Source organism: Mycolicibacterium duvalii, assembly GCF_010726645.1.
Classification (GTDB): domain Bacteria; phylum Actinomycetota; class Actinomycetes; order Mycobacteriales; family Mycobacteriaceae; genus Mycobacterium; species Mycobacterium duvalii.
Genome location: NZ_AP022563.1, coordinates 139,217 through 160,094 on the forward strand (window position 1 = coordinate 139,217; position 20,878 = coordinate 160,094).

The 20,878-nt window shown below is 66.8% G+C and carries 23 protein-coding genes and 1 pseudogene; 11 read left to right on the forward strand and 13 right to left on the reverse strand.

Features of this window, described 5'->3' with window-relative positions; genetic code table 11:
• Positions 1 to 57: 57 nt before the first annotated feature.
• The 4 genes from G6N31_RS00745 to G6N31_RS00760 are packed head-to-tail and all read right to left on the reverse strand — an operon-like array spanning position 58 to position 4,202.
• The gene (locus tag G6N31_RS00745; RefSeq protein ID WP_098003928.1) at positions 58 to 1,827 is read right to left on the reverse strand and encodes a sodium/solute symporter; all 1,770 of its coding nucleotides are present in this window, start codon (positions 1,825 to 1,827) and stop codon (positions 58 to 60) included.
• A complete protein-coding gene (locus G6N31_RS00750) occupies positions 1,824 to 2,198 on the reverse strand; it encodes a hypothetical protein (RefSeq protein WP_098003927.1) in 375 nt (124 codons plus the stop codon). The genes G6N31_RS00745 and G6N31_RS00750 overlap by 4 nt, the downstream gene beginning before the upstream one ends.
• Positions 2,191 to 2,991 carry a LytR/AlgR family response regulator transcription factor gene (locus G6N31_RS00755; protein ID WP_098003926.1) on the reverse strand — a complete coding sequence of 267 codons (801 nt, stop codon included), beginning with the start codon at positions 2,989 to 2,991 and terminating at the stop codon, positions 2,191 to 2,193. Before G6N31_RS00755 ends, G6N31_RS00750 begins: the two co-directional genes overlap by 8 nt.
• Complete coding sequence (locus G6N31_RS00760; protein ID WP_098003925.1) at positions 2,988 to 4,202, reverse strand: sensor histidine kinase; 1,215 nt, start codon at positions 4,200 to 4,202, stop codon at positions 2,988 to 2,990. Before G6N31_RS00760 ends, G6N31_RS00755 begins: the two co-directional genes overlap by 4 nt.
• Positions 4,203 to 4,435: 233 nt before the next feature.
• Between G6N31_RS00760 and G6N31_RS00765 the strand changes: the two genes are divergently transcribed.
• Together G6N31_RS00765 and G6N31_RS00770 are read left to right on the forward strand one after the other, a co-directional pair.
• Positions 4,436 to 4,750: a rhodanese-like domain-containing protein gene (locus tag G6N31_RS00765; RefSeq protein ID WP_179964247.1), complete on the forward strand. Its 315-nt coding sequence runs from the start codon at positions 4,436 to 4,438 to the stop codon at positions 4,748 to 4,750.
• Positions 4,751 to 4,821: 71 nt separating this feature from the next.
• Positions 4,822 to 5,235, forward strand: a complete 414-nt coding sequence (locus tag G6N31_RS00770) for a hemophore-related protein (protein ID WP_098003924.1) — start codon at positions 4,822 to 4,824, stop codon at positions 5,233 to 5,235.
• Positions 5,236 to 5,281: 46 nt separating this feature from the next.
• Here the strand turns inward: G6N31_RS00770 and G6N31_RS00775 are convergent, their stop codons facing one another.
• Positions 5,282 to 5,755, reverse strand: a complete 474-nt coding sequence (locus tag G6N31_RS00775) for a rhodanese-like domain-containing protein (RefSeq protein ID WP_098003923.1) — start codon at positions 5,753 to 5,755, stop codon at positions 5,282 to 5,284.
• A 75-nt stretch (positions 5,756 to 5,830) separates the two neighbouring features.
• Between G6N31_RS00775 and G6N31_RS00780 the strand changes: the two are divergent.
• From G6N31_RS00780 to G6N31_RS00790, 3 genes and pseudogenes are all read left to right on the forward strand, one after another.
• Positions 5,831 to 5,929: pseudogene (locus G6N31_RS00780) on the forward strand (HhH-GPD-type base excision DNA repair protein); the annotation flags it as partial.
• Positions 5,930 to 5,946: 17 nt separating this feature from the next.
• Positions 5,947 to 7,545 carry a recombinase family protein gene (locus G6N31_RS00785; RefSeq protein WP_098003922.1) on the forward strand — a complete coding sequence of 533 codons (1,599 nt, stop codon included), beginning with the start codon at positions 5,947 to 5,949 and terminating at the stop codon, positions 7,543 to 7,545.
• A 42-nt stretch (positions 7,546 to 7,587) separates the two neighbouring features.
• Complete coding sequence (locus tag G6N31_RS00790; protein WP_098003921.1) at positions 7,588 to 9,096, forward strand: bifunctional DNA primase/polymerase; 1,509 nt, start codon at positions 7,588 to 7,590, stop codon at positions 9,094 to 9,096.
• Positions 9,097 to 9,102: 6 nt separating this feature from the next.
• On the opposite strand, the gene G6N31_RS00795 is transcribed toward G6N31_RS00790, so the two are convergent.
• On the reverse strand, positions 9,103 to 9,651 hold the full coding sequence (locus tag G6N31_RS00795; protein WP_098003920.1) for a recombinase family protein: 549 nt from the start codon (positions 9,649 to 9,651) through the stop codon (positions 9,103 to 9,105).
• Between the two features lie 528 nt (positions 9,652 to 10,179).
• Complete coding sequence (locus G6N31_RS00800) at positions 10,180 to 10,614, reverse strand: very short patch repair endonuclease (protein WP_098003919.1); 435 nt, start codon at positions 10,612 to 10,614, stop codon at positions 10,180 to 10,182.
• Between the two features lie 88 nt (positions 10,615 to 10,702).
• Here G6N31_RS00800 and G6N31_RS00805 point away from each other — a divergent pair, with 88 nt between their 5' ends.
• From G6N31_RS00805 to G6N31_RS27185, 3 genes are all read left to right on the forward strand, one after another.
• A complete protein-coding gene (locus tag G6N31_RS00805; RefSeq protein WP_163721979.1) occupies positions 10,703 to 11,962 on the forward strand; it encodes a DNA cytosine methyltransferase in 1,260 nt (419 codons plus the stop codon).
• Positions 11,953 to 12,999 carry an ApaLI family restriction endonuclease gene (locus G6N31_RS00810; RefSeq protein ID WP_133117696.1) on the forward strand — a complete coding sequence of 349 codons (1,047 nt, stop codon included), beginning with the start codon at positions 11,953 to 11,955 and terminating at the stop codon, positions 12,997 to 12,999. The genes G6N31_RS00805 and G6N31_RS00810 overlap by 10 nt, the downstream gene beginning before the upstream one ends.
• A gap of 99 nt (positions 13,000 to 13,098) precedes the next feature.
• Entirely contained in the window at positions 13,099 to 13,776 is a 678-nt protein-coding gene (locus G6N31_RS27185; protein ID WP_234815340.1) for an HhH-GPD-type base excision DNA repair protein, read from the forward strand.
• A 10-nt stretch (positions 13,777 to 13,786) separates the two neighbouring features.
• On the opposite strand, the gene G6N31_RS00820 is transcribed toward G6N31_RS27185, so the two are convergent.
• Both G6N31_RS00820 and G6N31_RS00825 read right to left on the reverse strand, forming a co-directional pair.
• Positions 13,787 to 14,152 (reverse strand): recombinase family protein, encoded by a 366-nt coding sequence (locus G6N31_RS00820; RefSeq protein WP_098003917.1) that lies wholly within the window; start codon positions 14,150 to 14,152, stop codon positions 13,787 to 13,789.
• 31 nt (positions 14,153 to 14,183) lie between these two features.
• Positions 14,184 to 14,843, reverse strand: coding sequence for a nitroreductase family protein (locus tag G6N31_RS00825; RefSeq protein ID WP_098003916.1), 660 nt, complete (start codon positions 14,841 to 14,843; stop codon positions 14,184 to 14,186).
• Positions 14,844 to 14,893: 50 nt separating this feature from the next.
• Between G6N31_RS00825 and G6N31_RS00830 the strand changes: the two genes are divergently transcribed.
• Complete coding sequence (locus tag G6N31_RS00830; protein WP_098003915.1) at positions 14,894 to 15,040, forward strand: DUF1059 domain-containing protein; 147 nt, start codon at positions 14,894 to 14,896, stop codon at positions 15,038 to 15,040.
• Positions 15,041 to 15,071: 31 nt separating this feature from the next.
• On the opposite strand, the gene G6N31_RS00835 is transcribed toward G6N31_RS00830, so the two are convergent.
• Positions 15,072 to 16,079: an Rv1157c family protein gene (locus G6N31_RS00835; RefSeq protein WP_098003914.1), complete on the reverse strand. Its 1,008-nt coding sequence runs from the start codon at positions 16,077 to 16,079 to the stop codon at positions 15,072 to 15,074.
• A gap of 48 nt (positions 16,080 to 16,127) precedes the next feature.
• Positions 16,128 to 16,799 carry a hypothetical protein gene (locus tag G6N31_RS00840; RefSeq protein ID WP_098003913.1) on the reverse strand — a complete coding sequence of 224 codons (672 nt, stop codon included), beginning with the start codon at positions 16,797 to 16,799 and terminating at the stop codon, positions 16,128 to 16,130.
• A 100-nt stretch (positions 16,800 to 16,899) separates the two neighbouring features.
• Here G6N31_RS00840 and G6N31_RS00845 point away from each other — a divergent pair, with 100 nt between their 5' ends.
• Positions 16,900 to 18,201 (forward strand): mannosyltransferase, encoded by a 1,302-nt coding sequence (locus tag G6N31_RS00845; RefSeq protein ID WP_234815339.1) that lies wholly within the window; start codon positions 16,900 to 16,902, stop codon positions 18,199 to 18,201.
• Here the strand turns inward: G6N31_RS00845 and G6N31_RS00850 are convergent.
• Complete coding sequence (locus tag G6N31_RS00850; RefSeq protein WP_098003911.1) at positions 18,149 to 18,430, reverse strand: 4a-hydroxytetrahydrobiopterin dehydratase; 282 nt, start codon at positions 18,428 to 18,430, stop codon at positions 18,149 to 18,151. The genes G6N31_RS00845 and G6N31_RS00850 overlap by 53 nt on opposite strands.
• Positions 18,431 to 18,458: 28 nt before the next feature.
• On the opposite strand from G6N31_RS00850, the gene G6N31_RS00855 reads away from it, so the two are divergent.
• Complete coding sequence (locus G6N31_RS00855; protein WP_098003972.1) at positions 18,459 to 18,869, forward strand: (deoxy)nucleoside triphosphate pyrophosphohydrolase; 411 nt, start codon at positions 18,459 to 18,461, stop codon at positions 18,867 to 18,869.
• Positions 18,870 to 18,876: 7 nt separating this feature from the next.
• Here the strand turns inward: G6N31_RS00855 and G6N31_RS00860 are convergent, their stop codons facing one another.
• A complete protein-coding gene (locus G6N31_RS00860) occupies positions 18,877 to 20,715 on the reverse strand; it encodes a BCCT family transporter (RefSeq protein ID WP_098003910.1) in 1,839 nt (612 codons plus the stop codon).
• Positions 20,716 to 20,878 lie beyond the last annotated feature (163 nt).

Consider the following 20,878-nt stretch of genomic DNA (forward strand, 5'->3'; position numbering starts at 1 on the left):
CCCAGGGCTGATGGACCTGACACGGTGAGGCCGGGGCGTGCTGCGGTGAGCGGTCGGTCAGCGACGACGAGCGGTGCGGCCCGAGGTGTCCTGGGGCAGCCGCTCGATCCCCATGCCGAAGTGCTCGGGCACGTGCATGCGGGCGAAGATCTGCGCGACGTCGGCCGGGACGGCGGCCCGGGTGAGTCGGCTCACCACGATCATCGTCGCGAAGGCCACCGGCACGCTGACCGCGGCGGGGTAGCCGATCAGCACGGCCGGCCAGCCGGCGCCGACCGTGTCGTCGATTCCGCCGGCCACCGCGACCGTCACCGCGCCGGCCGACAACAGACCGCCGACCGAGAGGCCCGCGATCGCGCCCGCCGCGGTCAGGCCGCGCCACCAGATGCCGAGCACCAGGAGCGGGCAGAGCGTGGAGGCGGCCACCGCGAACGCCAGCCCCACGCTGCGTGACAGTTCCAGGTCGCCGGATACGTTGAGCGCCAATGGGATCGGCAACAAGCCGCCGATCACCGCGGCGAGCCGGAAATCCCGCACCCGGCCGCGCAGTACGTCGGTGGCCAGTGCGCCGGCGAAGCTGACCAGCAGCCCCGACGACGTGGCCAGGAACGCCGCGATCGCGCCGGCGGCCGCGAGCGCGCCGAGCAGTTGGCCGACCGGTCCGGCGATCACCGCGCCCGGGGCCAGCAGCACGGCGGCATCGGCGGTGTCGGTGATCAGCAGTTGCGGCACGTAGAGGCGCGAGAACACCCCGAGCAAGGTCGGGAACAGGTAGAACAGCGACAGCAACGCGATCACCGCCAAGGCCGTGCGCCGCGCGGCCTGCCCGTCGGGATTGGTGTAAAAGCGCACCAGCACATGCGGTAGGCCCATGGTGCCCAGGAAGGTCGCGACGATGATCGACAGCACCTGAAACAGCGGATGGGGGCCGCCGAGCCCGCTGCCGGAGGCGATCCATTCCGTCCCGGTGTCCGGGGCGCCGGTGACCACCGGAGTCGCCGCCCCGGCCGCCAGATTCAGGATGCTGCCCTCGCCCAGGTGGTGCTCACCGGCCGATCCGATGGGGGTGGCGTCGACCGGTCGGCCGTCCAGTGTTCCGGTCACGGTGACCCCGGCTGGGACGCCGACCTGCACCACCACATCGGTTTCGATGGTCACCGTGGTGTCCTGCTGCACCGTCGGCGGCAGCGGCCCGCCCAGCTCGCCGGGCCGGTCGGCGAAGAACACCGTGGCCAGCGCCAGGGCCGGAATCGCGACCGCGGTGAGCTTGAGCCAGTACTGGAAGGCCTGCACGAAGGTGATCGACCGCATGCCGCCCGCCACCACATTGGTGACCACGATCGCGCCGACGGCCAACGGACCCACCCACAGGGGCATCCCCAGCAGCGCTTTCAGGGCGAGCCCGGCGCCCTGGTACTGCGGCACCAGGTAGAAGATGCACACCGCGACGACCACCAGCATTGCGACCTTGCGCAGCCGCCGCGACCCCAACCGGAACTCGGCGAAGTCGGGCACGGTGTAGGCCCCGGAGCGCCGCAGCGGGGCGGCCACCAGCAGCAGCAGCCCCAGGTATCCGGCGGTGAAGCCGACCGGATACCACAGCGCGTCGGCGCCGTACTTGGCGATCAACCCGGCAACACCGAGAAAGGACGCGGCCGAGAGGTATTCGCCGGACACCGCGGCGGCATTCCACCGCGCCCCGACGGTGCGCGAGGCGACCAGGAAGTCCGACGTGGTGCGCGAGAACCGGACGCCGTAGGCGCCGATGGCCACGGTGGCCACCGCTGCGGCCAGCAGCGCGGCGGCGGTCAGCGGCGAACCGGTCACGGCTCGGAGTCGATGACGCCGACGAAGTCGCGTTCGCTCTGTTCGGCGGCCCGCACGTAGAACCATCCCAGTCCGTAGAGCAGCGGGTAGGCCAACACGACCAGCACCAACCAGTTCAGCCGCACGCCGAAGGCTGTCAGCGCGGCTAGGCCGGGAAACGCGGCGTTGAGCAACGGGACCGCGCCGAGTAGGCAGACCGCCACCGCCCCGAGTCGCAGCGCCAGGCCGAGTTGGGCCCGGACCAGGCCGCGCACCAGCGCGTCGCCGACGGCGGTCTGCTCCTGGACCTCGACGCGGGTGCGCACCATCCGCGCGCCGCGGCGGTGGGCGAGCACGACTCGTTGCCGCTGGGGCCGCTCGGCGTCAGTCACCCTGGGTTCCGTCCGGTCGTAGGTTGCGCATCGGGTTGCGCACCAGCCGATCCCGCAGCTCGCGGGCCTGACGGCGGCTGACCGGTAATTCGACGGCGGGCGAGGCGCCGTTGGCTCGCAGCCGGACCAGCATGCCGCCGTCGGCGTTGCGCAGCCCGGTCACCAGCCGCAGCGCGACCAGATAGGAGCGGTGGACGCGTTGGAAACCGTGGTTGTGCCAACGGGTTTCCAGGGTGCTCAGCGGGATGCGCACCAGATGCGACCCCGATGCGGCGTGCAGCCGCGCGTAGTCGCCTTCGGCTTCGACCCATCCGATGCTGTCGCGCGGCACCAGATGGGTGACCCCGCCGAGCTCGGCCGGGATCACATCGGAGTCCGTTCCGGGATCGGCGGTGACGGGTGCGTCCTCGGGAGCCGGTGTGGCGCGGGCGCTGAGCACCCGGCGCACCGCCTGGTCGAGTCGGTCCTCGCGGATGGGCTTGAGCAGGTAGTCGACGGCGCCGACGTCGAACGCCGCGACCGCCTTGTCGTCGTGGGCGGTCACGAACACCACCGCGGGGCGCTGGGAGAAGTTGGCCAGCACCCCGGCCAGCTCGATACCGGTCAGCCCGGGCATGTTGATGTCGAGGAACACCGCCTCGATCGGACGCTGATTGAGTTCGCGCAGTGCCGATGTCGCGTCTCCGGCGCGCAGCACCTCGCCGATGTCGGGGTGCCGGTCGAGCAGGTAGGCCAGCTCGTCGAGCGCGGGGACCTCATCGTCGACGGCGAGCACCGTCAGCGGTCTGGTCACTGGCTGCCCCCTCCGAACGCTGCTCCGCCGGCCCGCACCCCCGACCGGAACTTCGGCACCCGCATCACCACTTTCGTGCCTGCCCCGATCGCCGTCTCGACCACCAGACCGTAATCGTTGCCGAAGGCCGCGCGCAGGCGATGGTCGACATTGGTCAGTCCGACATGGGCCGACGACCCTTCGGTGGTGCCGTCGGCCAGCGCGTCGCCGGGGCCGGCGCGCAACGCGTCGGGGTCCATGCCGACGCCGTCGTCTTCGACGGTGATCACGCAGTCCGACCCCTCGTCGCGCGCGATCAGCTCGATCGATCCGCTGCGGCGCCCCGCAAAGCCATGGCGCACAGCGTTTTCCACCAACGGCTGCAGCGCCAGGAACGGCACGACGACGTTGAGCACCTCCGGGGCCACCTGCAGGGTGACGGTGAGCGCGGAGCCGAAGCGGGCGCGCTCCAGCGTCAGATAGCGGTCGATGTTGCGCAACTCCTCGGCCAGGGTGGTGTACTGGCCGGCCGCGCGGAACGAGTAGCGGGTGAAGTCGGCGAACTCGAGGATCAGTTCCCGGGCCCGGTCGGGGTCGGTGCGCACGAACGAGGCGATGGTGTTGAGCGCGTTGTAGATGAAGTGCGGGCTGATCTGGGCTCGCAGTGCCAACACCTCGGCGCGGTCCAGTCGGGCGCGGGACGCGTCGAGTTCGGCGAGCTCGATCTGGCCCGCCGCGTAGCGGGCGACCTCGCCGACTGCGCCGAGCATCCCGGGTGCGGGGGAGCGGGTGGTGACCACCACCAGCACCCCCGGCTGGTCACCGGCTTCGGTCAGCAGCGGCTGCGCGATCACCGCGCAGGCGTTCGCGTGCGTCATCACCCGGCGCTGTGCTGTGAGGGATTCGCGGGCGGCGGCGCACGCGTCGCCGACGTCGTCCCAGAACGACGCGTCGTCGGGATCGCGGGCCAGCATCGTGGCGTCGGCGTCGAACAGCGCCAGTCCGTCGGTGCCGGTCAGCGAGCGCAGGAACGGGGCGGCGGTGTGGGCGGACCCGGCGTCGAGGCCCTGCCGCAGCGCGCGTGCGGCCTGCGACGCGGTGTGCAGCGCGGTGTGCACGGCGCGTTCGGTCGGGGTGGTCACCACCCGCCGGGTCCGCAGGGCGAGCACCACCGCGGCGATGGCCACGACAATCAACGCGGTGGTCAGGGCGACCGCGAGCTCGCCGGACATGGTTTAGCTCCTCGCGTGCGGGTGGACTCACCTTAGAGCTCCCACCGGGGGCACCGTGGTCGTTGCGGCGGGAAAGCCGTGCACCGGGACACACGAGTCCGGGCGCGTCGGATCGGTGTCGACACTCCGGCGACGATCGGCTGGCGGCCCTATACCCCTGTGGGTATATTTGGTACCCTCGACCGGACCGGAAAGAATTTGTCATTCGCCTCGATCCGACCAGAGGAGTCGCCATGGCACCCGTGCAGGAAGTCGACATCGCCACCTTCGCGCCGGCCTGGGAATCCGGTGCGCCCGTTCTGGATGTGCGTGAGGATCACGAATTCGTCCAGGCGCACGTCCCGGGCGCGCAGTGGATTCCGCTGGCGGACCTGCCCGCACGGGTGGCAGAGGTGCCCTCCGATGCGACCGTCTATGTCATCTGCGCGTCGGGGAACCGCAGCAAGCGAGGAGCGGAGATTCTCGAGGAGTCCGGACGCCGCGCCGTGTCCGTCGCCGGGGGTACCAAAGGGTGGATCCGGGCCGGCCATCCCGCCGAGTCCGGTTGAGCCGCGTTTGAACCCCGGGTCCGCCGGAAAACTGAGTTCCAGAAGGTAGTGGTTATGAACAAGGAGGATCGATGACAGCGGGACAACGACTTTCGGTTGCGCGCGCACCGCGGTTGCTGGCGGCCGTCGGAGTGGCCGGCTCGATGGCGCTCGCGGCCGCGGGCGTGGCGCAGGCCCAGCCTGCTCCCGATCAGTGCAGCCCGGCGGCGCTGATGCGGGCACACGCCGCGACCATGAACCAGATGGCCGACTATCTGGACTCGCATCCGGACGTCGAGCAGGTGTTCGCCGACGCCCGGGGCCGGGCGACACCCCAGGAGCGCCACGACGTGATCGAGGCCTACACCGGCGCACATCCCGACGTGGCGGCCGCGCTGCGGGACATTCACCGCCCGATGCAGGATCTGCGCAGCAGCTGCGGCCTGCCCATGCACCCCGGTATGCACGGCGGCATGGGATTTGGTCCGATGGGACCCGGCCAGTAGTTCCCGCGCTATCGCAGTTCGCCGCGTTCAGGCGTCGGGCTCGCGGTCAGTCAACCGGTTCGGTGGGCATGGCGAGGGTCACCCAGTCATGGAGCCCGCCACGGTAGTACGCCAGCGACGACGCCGGGAAGCCGGCCTCCAGGAGCTGGCGGATCGCATCGGGAGACTGTGGGCATTGTGGACCGTTGCAGAACCCGATGTTCAGGCGCGACGCATCCAGTTCAGCTCTGCGGTCCTTGATCTGACCGTGCGGGATGCCGACCGCTCCCGGGATGGTGACGCCGCCCTTCGAATCGGGATTTCGGGTGTCGATGAGCAGCGCGCCGTCGCGCACCCCCTCGATCAACTCGAGCTCACCGAGGGTCACCACGCCCGGAGCGCAGTGCAGGGGCTGCAGTTCCCCCCAGGTGGTGTCCACTGCCACGAGGTCGGCTTCCTGTCCCAGCGTCCGGGGGACACTGGCCGGCGCTTGGCGACGGGTTCTGGAGCGGCGCTGCAGGTCGACCGGGAAACTCGGCATCTCTGCAGCCTATCGGTCCTGCTCAGCGGAGGTGGCCGTGTCAGGCGACCGCGGTGAACGTCCTAAACTGGCGGAGTGGCCAAGCTGCAGTTAGTCCAGGACCCCGCGGCCGATGCGCTGCTGGAGGCCAACCCGTTCGCGCTGCTGGTCGGCATGTTGCTGGATCAGCAGGTGGGGATACGATTGCGACTATGTCCCAGTCCAAACCTTTGCGTGCCATAGTTGGTGCTCGCGTCTCCGTTCTGCAAGGGCCGCAGAAGGTTTCGCACCTTGCTCAGATCGAAAGCACGACCCGATGGGCCGAGGCCAACGGATACGAGGTGGTCGGTAGCTTCGAAGACCTTGGCGTCTCCGCAGAGAAGCGCCCCGAAGACCGGCCCGAACTGGGGAAGTGGCTCGACGACGAGGGGGCGGCCCGGTGGGACGCCATCGTATGGTCGAAGATGGATCGTGCGTTCCGATCCACCCGGCACTGTGTCGACTTCGCCCGGTGGGCAGAGGAGCGACACAAGACCGTCGTCTTCGCCGACGACGGGCTGAAGCTCGACTACCGGCCGGGAACGGCCAAAGGCATCGACGCGATGATGGCCGAACTGTTTGTCTACCTCGGTTCGTTCTTCGCTCAGCTCGAACTCAACCGGTTCAAGGCGCGTGCCAGCGACAGCCACCGCAAGTTGCGACAGATGGATCGGTGGGCGTCCGGTGTGCCTCCACTTGGCTTCAAAGTGGTCGACCACCCCAGCGGCAAGGGAAAGGGACTTGATACTGACCCAGAGGGCAAGGCGCTCATAGAGCAGATGGCAGCGAAGCTGCTCGATGGCTGGAGCTTCATCCGAATTGCCGCGTGGTGTAACGAGTCCGGGCACCTCACCAACATGGACCGGGCCAGAATTGCCAAGGGTAAGCCCGCGAAAGCCCGCCCGTGGACGGTCAACACGGTTATCGACGCGCTTACCTCGCCTAGGACACAAGGGCTGAAGATGACGGGTCGCGGCAAGCAAGCCAAGACCGTGCTCGACGGCGACGGGGAGCCGATCCGGCTCGGCCCTCCGACTTTTGATGCGGACACCTGGAAACAGATTCAGGAAGCCGCCCAGCTTCGGAAGATGAACCGGCGCACGCCGACGGGCTCCGCGAATCCGATGCTCGGTGTCGGCATCTGCGGATGCCCCGGCTGTCCCGCGTGCGACGGGGCTGCGGGGCCGATCTGCGGCGCCTCTTTGGCTCAACAGTTCACTCGAAAGAAGCTCGCCAGCGGCGAGACGAGGGAATGGCGGTCGTACCGCTGCGGCCGGACTCCGTTGAACTGCAACGGCGTCAGCATGCGCGCAGAAGACGCTGATGGCTTGCTCGAAGAGACGTTCTTGGACCGTTGGGGCGACGAGAAGGTGACTCGGCGCGTGTTCGTGACGGGGGAGGATCATTCTTACGAGCTTGAGCAGGTGAACGCCAGCATCGACCGATTGCGTAAAGAGTCAGACGCTGGCCTCATTGTGTCCGCCGAGGACGAGGACCTCTACATCCAGCGGATGCGGTCGCTGATCGACCGCAGAAGCGCGCTGGAGGCCCTACCGTCGCGGCCGGCTGGATGGACCACCGAGGAGACGGGCCATACCTACGGTGAGGTGTGGGAGACCGCCGACAAGCGTCAGCTCATGGTGGACCACGGGGTCAGGTTCGTTCTTGTTTCAGGTCGACCCCTCCATACGAGCATTTATAGGCCAGACGACGGTGTGCCGTTCGTGGACATTTCCGGAGCCGAGGCTAAGCGGCTGGGACTGGCCCGGTAGGTCTTGTCCGTCCTCGATTGCGAACACTAATGTGAAATCTGTATGCCCGCGATGAAGTACCTGCGGTTCTACCTCGACCGGGATTGTGTGCTTGTACCCGGATGGGGCAAGACGAAGAAGGTTCGCAAGGGTTGCGAACATTGGAACTTGGCAGACACCAAGCGTTATGTGGACTTCTTCAAGCGGAACGCGAAATTGAAGAACGGCACGGGCGGACTACTGGTTATCGATGTGGACCCGAAAAACGGTGGTTCGATTGACGCCCTTCAGCGGAGATTCCCGGATCTGCCGCAAACACGGATGGTCCAGACGGTTACACCGCACCCAAACGGTTTTGGGAAGCACCTGATCTTCACGATTCCCAATGACGTTCGCCTCAGGTGGCGAGGGTTAGGCCCTGGCATAGACGTACCTCCTGCCGTGATGCTGCCGGGAAGTGTTGTCATCTGCCCTGACGGCGTTGAGCGCAAGTACGAGCTCCTCAACGATCTAGATCCAGCGCCAGCTCCACTGGGGCTTCTTGCCGTTATCGACAAAGGCGAGGATTCGGGGATCGAAAGACAACCGGAGTCAGGTTACGAGGCGGACGAGACGGTGGACGCACTCGTCCGCAGGTTCGCAGAGGCCGGCCCCGGAGAACGGAACGATGTACTTCTCAGCGTTGCCCCTCCGGTGATCCGGATGAAGGGGCACGAAGGCGCAGCACTGTTGAGAGGCGCCTATACCGGCGACGATCCCAAGTGGCTTGAAATCGCATTGAGAGGAGCACTGCAGAAGTACGCGGGTGCGTCGGCTCCGAACACGGCGAAACCGTCAAAGTACCTCGCAGATGCTCTACAACGGGTCGAACGCAGAGCCCGCTACGGACTTTGGACCGGTCCCGGTGGGGCAACAGACCGAGTGGTGTTGTTTTCGATCCTGCGGTTGTGCCGGAACGAGCACACCCTGACCATTGGTGCCAGCGTCCGGACGCTGTCGCTGATTACTGGCCTGGAGCCGAAGACAGTCAGTTCGGCTACGGGGAGGCTCGTCAAGGCAGGTCTTGTCTGCATCCTCCAACAGAACGACGACGGCACCGAGTACGGACTAATTGTGCCGGGATTGACCACAGTTCCTAGTAAGGGGGAATCCCCCCTCAGGGGATTCCCTGTAGATCCCCTCCATGTTGTTTGGTTAGGTGACGGCTTAGCTGGCCGTCACTCCCAGGTATTCGATCTGGTGAGTGTTGGCATCCGCAGTGCTAAGGAGATCAGCACTGCGGGAGGCATGGGTTACTCCACAGCACGAGACGTGCTGTCCAGACTGGTTGCGGTTGGGCTGTTGGAGAGAGACGGCACGGCCTACTCCGTGCCTGAAGGAGCCGAGCAAATCGCAGAAGAACTGTCCCGAGAACTGGGCGGTTTGGAGAAGTACGTGAGGCTGGCTGATCGCATCGACGAGGAGCGGGCTCGGCCACGTGGGGACGAGGTTGCCGCCGCTAGAGCGGCGGATGATGACCGACGCCGCCGCGACGAGGATAAGGAACTCATGCGGCAGTTGGGCATCATCTAGCGCGGATCACGCCGCGTAGTTGTAGACCGTCTGTCGGCTTACCCCGAATACCTTGGCCAGGGTGGTCACAGACTCGCCCGCCGCGAGTCGGGCACGAAGCTCGTCGGCCTGCTCAATAGTGAGGGCCGCTTTACGGCCCCTGTACTTCCCCGCAGCCTTCGCGACAGCGATTCCCTCCCGTTGCCGCTCGAGAATCATTGACCGTTCGAACTCGGCGACAGCGCCAAGCATGGACAGCAGCAGTGTGTTCATCGCCGAGTCCTCGCCCGTAAAGGCGAGAGACTCCTTGACGAACTCAACTCGCACACCCTTGCCGGTCAGTTCACGGACGATCCGGCGCAGGTCTTCCAGGTTGCGGGCCAGGCGGTCCATGCTGTGGACGACGAGAGTGTCCCCCTCGCGGACGTACTCAAGCGCCCTTGCCAGTTCTGGACGTTTGGTGTCCTTGCCACTGGCCTTATCGGTAAACACCTTGTCCAGTTCCACGCCGTCGAGCTGGCGTCCGGTGTTTTGGTCGACCGTGCTGACTCGCTGGTACCCGACACGATGTCCCATGTTTTCTAACCTCCTCGTCTAACCGTATGTCCATTTGGATTCTAAGACCCTACTAGGCAGTACGTCGAATAATTGTTTCCCGACTCTAGTTTGACGCTGAAGCGGTCGGCGGAGACTGCCCAGCACGGGTGTACCCCAGATGGACATTCGTGCGTCAGCGTGGCCCACAGGGCCTGTAACGGTGTTCCCCTGCGTGGGGGCTAGGTCTGAGTTAGGCAGCGCCCGGCAGTAGGGGCTGCGGCGCTGTACTGCACAGGCAGCGCAGGGTTGGCGTGCGTGCGGGATGCAGGGATACAGGGTGGGGTAGCGCCTGGGAGTGCAGCACTGAGCGGGGCAGGTTGTGGCGCAGTTCGCCGGACGGAGGCACCCCAGGGGGGTTACCCCCTCCCCGGGCCTCCTGACCGGTCGGTTATGCGGGTGCCCGGTCGTGTACGGGTTTCAGAGCTCCAGACTCGCCGGGAGTACGCAGAACTTACGGCTGGTCTGGTGGCCCTGTCGGGCGAGTCCAAATCGTTGACCTCCAACGATTCACAGGGGTCGTTGCGCTGAGCGTCGATCAGCGACGATTGTCGAAATTCGACTCACAGCTGATTCGGGAGGTTCATGTTCCCAAATTCGTACGACCTCCCACCCCAGATTTGTGAGGTGTTCGGTCGTGGATACATCCCGTCGCTGGTTGTTCAAGAACTTCGCATTCCAGGCGTGGGCATTAGCAGCTGGCTGTCCTCCGTGCTCTGGGCATCCGTGCCAGAAGCAGCCGTCTACGAAGACGGCGACCCTGACTGATGTGAATGCGATGTCGATGGTGCGCCTGGGTATGCCCGGCACGGGTACTCCCAGGCGATACCGCATTCCGCGAGCGTGTAGGAGTTTTCGGAGATCGATCTCAGGCTTGGTATCCCGGCGTGCTTGCCGTTGCATTCGGGATCGAACGCTCGGAGAACTCGGTGCGGGGAACCGCATCCGCCCAGCTTAATCACCGCAGGTTGACAGGACTACCGCCCGCGAGCCATAGCGCACTATGTCCCTGGTGCGCCTTAGGATTCGCAGTGTGTCATCGACTAACGACGTCAATCCCGCGCCAGTGCGAGTCATCGACCTCTTCGCCGGAGCGGGCGGCCTGTCGCAGGGGCTCCACGACATTGGAGCAGTCACCTTGCTCGGATCGGATTTCTGGCCCGCCGCCGCGAAGTCCTACCGAGCCAACCATCAGGATGTTCCCTTCCTTGAGATCGATGCACATGACCTGTCGGCTGAGCTGCTCATTTCGGAGGCCCACGGCAAGCCCGACGCAATCGTTGGAGGTCCACCCTGCCAAGGGTTCTCCTCGGCTGGTGCAAAGAATGGCGCTGACCTTAGGAACAGCCTGGTCGGGGTGTTTGCTTCGCTGATTGCTGAGATCAAACCGAATAGCTTCGTCTTCGAAAACGTCGAAGGTTTTTTGACATCCGCCGCTGGAGATTACGTTGTTGCGCTGCTGGACCCATTGATCGAGGCAGGTTACAAGATTGCAATCGAAAAGCTGAATGTTGCGAATTACGGCGTCCCGCAGCTAAGGAAGCGGACAATAGCAATCGGCTCACTTACGTCAATGCCAGCACTCCCTCGCGCCACTCATCGTGCTTTCGGCTCACCCGGATCGACGAAGACCGGCCATAGATTATTGCCCTACACGCCGACCGTGCAGGATGCGATCGACGATCTGCCGGCCGTAGCAATTAACGCGGTCGACGCAACTCTGCCCAACCATTGGGTTCGTCCTCCGGGTGAACTCAATGCCCTCCGGTATAAGGCACTAAAGTGGGGCCAGACTATGCGTGACCTCCCGCCCGAATTGCAGCACGATAGTTACATTCGTCGGGCGAACAGGCGGGTTTCGGATGGCACGCCAACTGAAAAACGAGGCGGAGCCCCAGCGGGCCTCCGGAGGCTCAAGCCAGACGAGCCTTCGCGTGCAATCACAAGTGCAGCGGCCCGTGAATTCATCCATCCGTTCGAAGATCGCCCTCTTACGCTGAGAGAGTGTGCGCGACTGCAGACTTTCCCCGACGAGTATCAGTTCTTGGGCAGCAACAACGATGTTGCGACGCTCATCGGTAATGCAATCCCTGTGAGGTTCGCTTCGGCACTTGGTCGCGCTCTTGCGTCCACTCTATCGATGGATCAAGGTCTCTACTCTGAACCCGGCAGGTTGGTTCACTTCGAGCCAACCGTCGGGGAACAAATGAGCCCTGCGCTCGCTGCGGTAACGGACCGCATTTTGAGTAGGTATCAAAAGTCTTTTGCCGAGGAGCTGACGCTGTGGTCTTGAGCCAGAGCCAACGTGCCCTATTCGAGAGGGTATGCAGGCTTTCCAGTGGTGACCTCGGCGTGTCCCTGGCTCCAGCCGTCGCCAAAGCCTTGATCCATCTGATTGCCCGTGACCTCGGTGTTGTCCGTTTTTCCGATACCGAACAGTCGAATGTCCCAGAGCTGTTCGACGTGAATCCGCCCAGTTTGTTGCGCCTCGATAACACCGAAGACGTAATCGACACTTTCAAAAGGCTAATGGATGCGGTAGACGATGGTGACACTTATTTTGCTTGTCTCGGCGCGTTGCATAAAGCTCGTCTGAAATACGAGAGGATTCTCACGCAACAGCCAATTCCGACGTTGGAGCAAGTTGGCCCCAGGGGTCTGCTCCAGTACGGGGCGTGGAGGCCATCCAACCTTGCAGCTCTACTTCTTTGGCGTAAGTGGATGTTCGATTTGGATAATCGCGCGGGCCAGGAAACCGGATACCTATTCGAGCCAATAATTGCCAGCGCTATTGGCGGGGTTCCAGCAGCGGCAAGTAAAAGCCCAGTTCGGCGGCGAAACGACCACAGAAAGGGTCGCCAGGTCGATGCCGTAAAGGGGAATCTGGCGTACGAAATAAAACTGCGAGTTACTATCGCTGCGTCCGGTCAAGGCCGGTGGTCGGAAGAACTCGACTTCCCACTCGATTGTGTCGCGGGTGGATACACGCCAGTTTTGGTTGTTCTCGACTCGACGGATAATGCAAAGCTGTCTGAACTTCAAAAGGCATTCGAGGCAGTCGGTGGCCAATCCTACGTCGGGGAGGATGCATGGAAACATCTGGAAGTGTCAGCTGGTCCGACCATGGCAGTTTTTCTCGACAAATACGTTAAGGAACCGCTCAAGCACGTCCTCGAAGAGGCTCCACCAGAGTCCGATCTGCCAGATTTCTCGTTGTCGCAGAACTCCGATTCAATCACGTTCAAGATCAACGACGAGTCGGTCCGTATTCCAAGAACTGTCAATCCCGATCTCGCCACAAGTGGCGACTCAATCCCGCCAGACGCGTGAACAACTAACCCCCGGCGATGGCACGGGGGTCGCCCCGCGTGTCAACCCCTCACTATGTGCGCTGCTTCGGACTCCGACTGTTGCTCGTACGCTTCTGGCATGACCGTAAACCTCTGCCTCGCGCAAGACCCCGAGGCTGATCAATTGCTGTCCCAGAGTCCGTTCGCGCTGTTGGTTGGAATGTGTCTAGACCAGCAGATTCCCCTCGAAGTGGCCTTCGCGGGCCCGAAGAAGATCGCCGACCGCCTGGCAGCGGCCAGTGGTAATCGTGTTGCCACTTCTCAGCAGATCGCGATGGAGGTGGCGTTCAGCGGACCGAAGAAGATCGCCGACCGGCTCGGCGGGTTCGACGCGGCGCTGATCGCCGACTATGACCCCGACCGCTTCGCGGAGTTGTTCGCCCAGACCCCGGCGGTGCACCGATTTCCCGGGTCGATGGCCAAGCGGGTACAGGCGCTGGCGCAGGTGATCGTCGACGAGTACGGCGGTGACGCCGCGGCTTTGTGGTCCGACGGCGCGGACGGGGCCGACGTGCTGCGCCGGCTCAAGGCGCTGCCGGGATTCGGGGAGCAGAAGGCCAGGATCTTCGTCGCGCTGTTGGGTAAGCAGTACGGCGTCACCCCGGCGGGCTGGCGCGCCGCGGCCGGCGACTACGGCAAGGCCGATGTCCACATGTCGGTGGCCGACGTCACCGACGCCGGGTCATTGCAGAAGGTGCGGGAGTACAAGAAGCAGGCCAAAGCGAAAGCCAAGAGCGACAAGGCCGCCAAGGCCTAGGCATCGAGGCTCAGGCGTCCAGGGCAGCCAGGTCGGTGAGCACCGCGGCCACCATGCGTCCGGCGTCGGTGGCGGTGTCCAGCCCGCTGCGCAGACAGCGCAACGTGATGCCGCGGGCCTCGAGGTCGGCGACGGTGTGGGTCACCTCGGTGGCGGTGCGTCCGAGCCGGTGCAGCGCGGCCACCACCACGACGTCGCCCGCCCTCGCGTAGCTCATCAGCGCCACCAGCCCGGCCCGCATCTTGTCGGCCGGTCCGGGATGGCGGTCGGTGAAGATGCGCCGCGAATCCACTCCGGCGGCACACAGTTCGGCCACCTGGTCGTCGAGATCGGTGCACGCCGGGCCGCCCATCGCATAGCCCAGCGTGACCGTCATGTTCTCAAGGTCTCACGACGCCGACGGCCGGTCACAGCGACGCGCCGTCGAAACGTTCGCGGGTGGCCAGCGCCGACACCGGCTTGCGGGTCAACCTGCGCACCTGATGCCGGGGTCTGCCCAGCGGCAGCACGGCGGCGACGGCGTAGTCATCGGGTATGCCCAGCAGCTGCCGGACCCTGGGTTCCTCGGCGACGGCCATCGTGGTCAGCACTCCGCCGAAGCCTTCGTTGCGGGCCGCCAGCAGCACGTTCCACACGAACGGATAGACCGATGCGCCGGCGACCACGCCGACGCGCGCAAGCTCCTGGTCGGTCGCCGCGACCACCGACAGGTCGACGCAGACCACCAGGACCACCGCGGCGTCGTGCAGCGGGGCCGTCATCGCCGCCGGCACCTCGGTCGCCGCGATCTGTTCGGCCGGCAGTCCGGTCGGCCGTAACGGGTTCCACGGCCCCTCGCCGTGATTCTTCTGGGCGACGTAACGCCGGGCGCCGGTCACACTCAGCTCGGCCAGCGCTGCCCGGGTCGCGGGCTCGCGGATCGCGATCACCCGCACCCCCTGGCGGTTGCCGCCCGTCGGCGCGAACCGCGCGTGGTCGAGGATGCGCACCAGCACCTCGTCGGGCAGCGGGTCGGCGGTGAACTGCCGGACCGCCCCGGTCGTGCGCATCACCTCGTAGATGTCCATGTTGGCGATCTTGTCTCATCCGCACGCGAAGGCTGTGTCATTGTGAAGTCATGAAGACTCACCTGAACTGCCCGTGCGGCGAAGCGATCACCGGCAAGGACGAGGACGACCTGGTCGAGAAGGCCCAGAAGCACCTTTCCGAGCAGCATCCGGGCCGCGACTACGACCGCGACGCCATCCTGTTCATGGCCTACTGACTCCCCATACCGTCTGTTCCGGCGGAACCGGTCAGGGGACGACGGTCGAGCCGATGGTCGGCATGAACTGGCACTGCTTCTCAGTGGTGGTGACCTGACCGAAGATCGTCGACATGATGCTGCCGGAGCCAGTGTCGGCGATCGCCGTCAACGTGGTCGGGCCCTCGGGGTTGATGTCGGGGCGCGGTTTGAGCGTCGCGCTGCCGGACTTGCCCGTGCTCAGGTTCACCCACGTCACGTTCAGCGGCAGCTTCTGCTCGGCTGCCGGGCCCGGCGTGCCGACCGCGGTGAACACGTAGGCGGTCTGGCCGGGGCCGGGACCCGGCGTCGGGATCTTCGCCGGACCGGCCACCGAGATCGCCGTCGCGAGCACGTTGCCGCCGTCGCCGAGGCAGCCGTTGCTGATCGACGGGTACAGGAAGTCCTGGGTCACCGGTGCGTCGGGTCCGAAGTCCGGTGCCCCCCCGGGTGTGGTGGCGGCCGCCGGCTGGGCCGCCGGCAACGGCGCCGGCGCGGGAGCCGGTGCGGATGCCGGCACCGGCGCGGGACCCGGAGCGGGTGCGGGCGGCGGCACCGGAGCGGGTCCGGGCAGCGGGGCCGGCCCGGGCGCCACGGCTGCCGGGGCGTGCGGGGCGGTTTCCGGCACCGGGCCTACGGCGTGTGCCGGGTTGATCCCGGCGGGCAGGTGCGCCTCGGTGCCCGGGATCGCGCCGCTGGCGGGCACGTGGGCGACCGGCTGGACGAACTGATTGACCGCCGACGCGACGTCGCGGGAGGGCCGCGGCGCTGCGGCGTCTCCGGCGAACACCGCGGCGGCGGCCATCAGCATCGAGGCGGCATTGGCGGGATCAGCCGCAGCCTGCTGGATCACCGGACCGATGCTCTGTACGGCCGGCAGGCCCGGAGCCTGCAGACCGTCGATCGGTACCGGCGCGGCGGCGGGCTCGGCGTGCGCGACGCCGGACACCCCGACCGCCAGCAGAGCCATCGACGAACCCACCGCGAGTGCGGTGGTGAACTTCGTCCTGGTCGTCGACATGATCCCCCAATGTGGTTGACGGAGCGGGTGTTTGGTGTCAGCCCTGGATCAGGGCAGAGCGGACAGCGGCGTGAACACCGGAGCCGGTGCCGCGGCGGGTGCCGGTGCGGCCGGCCCGGCCGGCGCGGTGCCCCCGGTCGGCAGCAGCCCGGCCAGCGGGGTGCCGCTGGGCAGCAGTGACGCCAGCCCGCCGGGCACCCCGAGCGAGTCGGTGAGCGCGCCCAACGGGTTTTGTGTCGGGGCGGCCGCCGGTGCGGTGGCCGGGACCGTGGTCGTGTTGCCCGCGGGCACCGTGGTGATGTTGCCGCCGGGCAGGGCCGTCGCGCCGGGTAGAGCCGTCGCCCCGGGCAGGGCGTTCGCGCCGGGCAGCATGTCGGCCGGCTGGGGCAGCGTGATCGACGCCGACGCCCCTGGCGCGGTGGCGGGGCCGGTCGTCGCCGTGCCCACCGGCGCCGTAGCCGCCGGCGGGGTGGCCGCCGGCGCGGCGGCCGTCTGCGCGCCGCCCATCACATTGGCGAAGGTCTGCATCAGCTGCGGCACCGCCTCCGGGTTGGCGGCCAGCTGCTGCAGGAACGGCAGGCCGGGGACCTCCGGCGCGGGACCGGGGGCGGGCGCCGGAGCCGGCTGCGCGGCAGCCGAGGCCGACAACGCAACGGCAGCCGAAACCGCCCCTGCTGCTGCGATCATCGTGGTGGCGAACAGTTTTCGGGTGCGGTGCATGAGGTCTCCCAATCGGTCGGTGGCACGCCTGCACCCGAAGCTAGCCTGTTACTGGTGTTACTCAAGTGACATGAGTGGCATTTATGCATCCGTTACGCACATGAGCGCGGACGGTGACCGGCACGCCGGTCTTCGGGCCGGGCGTCGATACAGTCGACCCATCGACACCTCGAAGTCCACGCCCGCGCCGCCGCGTCCCCGTCTGGCGGCGCGGCTGCTCGCCGCGGCGCCTGTGCTGTTGTTGCTCAGCACCGGCGCCCGGTTGGCGTGGACGTATCTGCTGCCCACCGGTGCGAACTTCGTCGACCTGCACGTCTACGTCGGCGGTGCGGCGGCGTTGAACGAGCCCGGCACCCTCTACGACTACGTCTACGCCGAGCAGACACCGGACTTCCCGCTGCCATTCACCTATCCGCCGTTCGCCGCGGTGGTGTTCTACCCGCTGCATCTGCTGCCGTTCGGCGTGGTTGCACTGCTCTGGCAACTCGGCATCGTCGTCGCGCTCTACGGCGTGGTGCGGTGCAGCCAGCGGCTGCTGTCCGACCCGGGGCCCGGCGGCAGCCGGCGTGTCGCGATGCTGTGGACGGCGGTCGGGATCTGGACCGAACCGCTGCGCAGCACCTTTGACTACGGGCAGATCAACGTGTTGCTGGTGCTCGCCGTGCTGGGCGCGGTGGTCAGCACCCGGTGGTGGTGGTCGGGTCTGCTGGTCGGCCTGGCCGCGGGGATCAAGCTGACCCCCGCGGTCTCGGGTCTCTATTTCCTCGGCGCGCGGCGCTGGCGCACCGTGCTGTTCTCCGCGACGGTGTTCCTGGCCACCATCGGGGTGTCCGCGCTCGTCGTCGGCGACCAGGTGCGCGTGTACTTCACCGAACTGCTCGGCGACGCCCACCGCGTCGGTCCGGTGGCGACCTCGTTCAACCAGTCCTGGCGCGGCGGGGTGTCGCGGGTGCTCGGCCATGACGCCGGTTACGGGCCGGCGGTGCTGATCGGGATCGCGGCGACCGCGGTGCTGGCGGTGCTGGCGTGGCGGGCGATCGGGGGCGCACAGGACCGGCTCGGCGGCATCGTGATCGTGCAACTCTTCGGCCTGTTGCTCTCGCCGATCTCGTGGACGCACCACTGGGTGTGGTTGATCCCGCTGATGATCTGGCTGTTACACGGCCCGCTGCGCGACCGCGTCGGGGCGCGAGTGTTGGGCTGGGGCTGGTTGCTCCTGATACTGGTCGGTGTGCCCTGGTTGTTGAGCTTCGCCCAGCCCAGCATCTGGACCATCCCGCGGCCCTGGTATCTCGCGTGGCCTGGGCTGATCTACCTCGTCGCCACACTGGCGACGCTGGCCTGGGTCGCTATTCGAGGAGGCCGTCGATCGCCCGAGCCATCTGCACATCCTTCTCCGTGACTCCGCCCTCGGAGTGCGTGACCAGCGCAAAAGTCACGGTGCGCCAACGGATGTCGATGTCGGGGTGATGGTCTTGGGCTTCGGCGTGTTCGGCGACCCGGCGGACCGCCTCGATGCCGTCGAGAAACGCGGGGAATTTCTCGGAGCGACGCAGCGCGCCGTCGGAGTACTGCCAGCCGTGCAGCCCGGCCAGCGCGTCATTGATCTGCTCGTCGGTGAGTATGGCCATGATCTCGACGGTATACCGTTCTGCGACGATGCCGTCTTCGTCTCCCGCACCCCTCGTCGTCGTCGCCGGCGCACTGGTCGAGCAGGGCGCGCTGCTGGTCGCTCAGCGCGCCCGCCCGCCCGAGCTGGCGGGCCTGTGGGAACTGCCCGGGGGAAAGGTGGCCCGCGGCGAGACTGACGCCGAGGCCCTGACCCGCGAGTTGCGCGAGGAACTCGGCATCACGGTTACCGTGGGCGCGCGGGTCGGCGTCGAGATCGCGTTGGCCACCGCGACGACGCTGCGTGCCTACCTCGTCACGCGCACCGGCGGCGACGTCGCCGCCCACGATCACCACGCGCTGCGATGGGTACGCGGCCCCGAGCTCGAAACGCTGCCCTGGGTGCCGGCCGACCGCGCCTGGCTGCCCGACCTGGCCGCACTGCTGCAGTCCCCGGGGTGACCTCGGCTCAGGTCTGCTTCTCGTCGCCCGCCGTCGCGCCGTTGGAGCCGGGCAATTCCCGGTCGGGGTCGCTGAGATAGTCGCCCTCGACGGGCTCGTCGTGCTCGAGCGGGTCGACCGGCTCGGTGACGGTCAGCTCCCCGGTGGTCGGGTGGACCTCCATCAGGTGCGACGACACGCTGCGCACCGCGACCAGACCCGCCAGCGTCGCCGAGACGTCGTGGCGGCCGCCGCTCGCGGGGCCGGCCCCGTTGGCGGTACGGACCTGCAGGAACCGCGGTGTGGTCGCCAGGTCGTAGCGGAACGCGCGGAACATCGCCACGCACGCGGCCACCATCACCACCGACAGCGGTGCCGCCGTCGCGATCGACGCGGTCTGCAGCGCGGTCAGCGACCCGGCTCCGCCGACGATCAACAGCACCGCGGCGGCCAGCCCCTCCAGGCCGGCCCAGTACACCCGGCTCAGTTTCGGCGGGTCCAGATTCTCGCCGCCGGTGGACAGGATGTCGATCACCAGCGAACCGGAGTCCGACGAGGTGATGAAGAAGAACACGATCACCAGCACCGCGATCACGCTGGTGATGACCCCCAGCGGCAGCCCGCCGAGAAGCTGGAACAGCGACGTGTTGGTGTCCACGGCACCGTCGACGAGCATGTCGCCGTCATTGCGCTGACGCAGGATGCCGGAATCGCCGAAGACGGTGAACCACAGCGATCCGATCAGCGTGGGCAACAGCAGCACGCCGGCGACGAACTCCCGGACGGTGCGGCCGCGCGAGATGCGCGCGATGAACATGCCCACGAACGGCGCCCAGCTGATCCACCAGCCCCAGTAGAAGACCGTCCACGAGCCCAGCCACGACCCGTCACTGAACGGCGCCGTGCGCAGTGACAGCTCCGGCAGCGACTGGATGTAGCCGCCCAGGTTCTGCACCCAGGCCTGCAGCAGGAACAGCGTCGGGCCGAGCAGCAGCACGAACAGTGCCAACAGGGCCGCCATCGTCATGTTGATGTTCGAGAGCCACTTCAAGCCCTTGCTGACACCGCTGACCACCGACGCGGTGGCGATCGCGGTGATCAGGCCGATCATCCCGACGATCCACCAGTTGTTCACCTCGATCCAGCCCAGGTACTCCAGGCCGGCGGCGATCTGGGTGATGCCGAAGCCCAGCGAGGTGGCGACGCCGAACAGCGTGCCGACGACCGCGATGACGTCGACGGTGTGGCCGATCCACCCGGTCACGCGGTCCTTGCCGATCAGCGGCTCGAGCAGCCAGCGCACCGACAGCGGACGGCCCCGGCGATAAGTCATGTAGGCCATGCCCAGGCCCACCACCACGTAGATCGCCCAGGCGTGCAGGCCCCAGTGGAACAACGTCAGCGACATCGCCTGGTGCGCCGCGGCGTCGGTGGAGCCGTCGATGCCGCGGGAGGCAGGCGGGTTGACGTAATGCGACAACGGCTCGGCGACCCCGTAGAACACCAGGCCGATCCCCATACCGGCGCTGAACAGCATGGCCATCCACGCGGTGAACGAGAACTCCGGCCGCTCGCCGTCCTCGCCGAGGCGGATCGTGCCGATCCGCGACACCCCGCAGTAGACGGCGAACACCACGAACCCGGTGGTGACGAGGATGTACCACCAGCCCACCGTGCTGGTGATGGCGGTGTTCAGCTCGGTGAAGGCGTTCTCGGCGCTCGCCGAGAAGACCACCGAGAACAGGATCAGCCCGAGAATGATCACCGACGCCGGGATGAACACGGCGGGATACAGGCTGCGGACAGCCTCGCGCACCGGGTTCCCCTTGGGGCGCTGTTCGTCGCTGGGGACTTGCGATGTCGACATGTGCGCTGGCTCCTCGTCATCTCGTTCGCGTGTGCCAGTAACTCTGCGTCGCGCTCGGTGCGCCGGCCTGACCGCCGTTGGGGCGTCTACGACCATAACCCGCCGGGATTCGCGGAACGGACGGGTCGACCAAGCCCGGCCCGGGGCGGCGCACCCGGCCGGG

Coding starts and splice junctions, on each gene's coding strand:
- G6N31_RS00760 (WP_098003925.1), bottom strand. CDS start 4,202: ATGTCCGGCGAGCTCGCGGTCGCCCTGACCACCGCGTTGATTGTCGTG.
- G6N31_RS00765 (WP_179964247.1), top strand. CDS start 4,436: ATGGCACCCGTGCAGGAAGTCGACATCGCCACCTTCGCGCCGGCCTGG.
- G6N31_RS00770 (WP_098003924.1), top strand. CDS start 4,822: ATGACAGCGGGACAACGACTTTCGGTTGCGCGCGCACCGCGGTTGCTG.
- G6N31_RS00775 (WP_098003923.1), bottom strand. CDS start 5,755: ATGCCGAGTTTCCCGGTCGACCTGCAGCGCCGCTCCAGAACCCGTCGC.
- G6N31_RS00785 (WP_098003922.1), top strand. CDS start 5,947: ATGTCCCAGTCCAAACCTTTGCGTGCCATAGTTGGTGCTCGCGTCTCC.
- G6N31_RS00790 (WP_098003921.1), top strand. CDS start 7,588: ATGCCCGCGATGAAGTACCTGCGGTTCTACCTCGACCGGGATTGTGTG.
- G6N31_RS00795 (WP_098003920.1), bottom strand. CDS start 9,651: ATGGGACATCGTGTCGGGTACCAGCGAGTCAGCACGGTCGACCAAAAC.
- G6N31_RS00800 (WP_098003919.1), bottom strand. CDS start 10,614: ATGCGGTTCCCCGCACCGAGTTCTCCGAGCGTTCGATCCCGAATGCAA.
- G6N31_RS27185 (WP_234815340.1), top strand. CDS start 13,099: ATGACCGTAAACCTCTGCCTCGCGCAAGACCCCGAGGCTGATCAATTG.
- G6N31_RS00820 (WP_098003917.1), bottom strand. CDS start 14,152: ATGACGGTCACGCTGGGCTATGCGATGGGCGGCCCGGCGTGCACCGAT.
- G6N31_RS00825 (WP_098003916.1), bottom strand. CDS start 14,843: ATGGACATCTACGAGGTGATGCGCACGACCGGGGCGGTCCGGCAGTTC.
- G6N31_RS00830 (WP_098003915.1), top strand. CDS start 14,894: ATGAAGACTCACCTGAACTGCCCGTGCGGCGAAGCGATCACCGGCAAG.
- G6N31_RS00835 (WP_098003914.1), bottom strand. CDS start 16,079: ATGTCGACGACCAGGACGAAGTTCACCACCGCACTCGCGGTGGGTTCG.
- G6N31_RS00840 (WP_098003913.1), bottom strand. CDS start 16,799: ATGCACCGCACCCGAAAACTGTTCGCCACCACGATGATCGCAGCAGCA.
- G6N31_RS00845 (WP_234815339.1), top strand. CDS start 16,900: ATGAGCGCGGACGGTGACCGGCACGCCGGTCTTCGGGCCGGGCGTCGA.
- G6N31_RS00850 (WP_098003911.1), bottom strand. CDS start 18,430: ATGGCCATACTCACCGACGAGCAGATCAATGACGCGCTGGCCGGGCTG.
- G6N31_RS00855 (WP_098003972.1), top strand. CDS start 18,459: ATGCCGTCTTCGTCTCCCGCACCCCTCGTCGTCGTCGCCGGCGCACTG.
- G6N31_RS00860 (WP_098003910.1), bottom strand. CDS start 20,715: ATGTCGACATCGCAAGTCCCCAGCGACGAACAGCGCCCCAAGGGGAAC.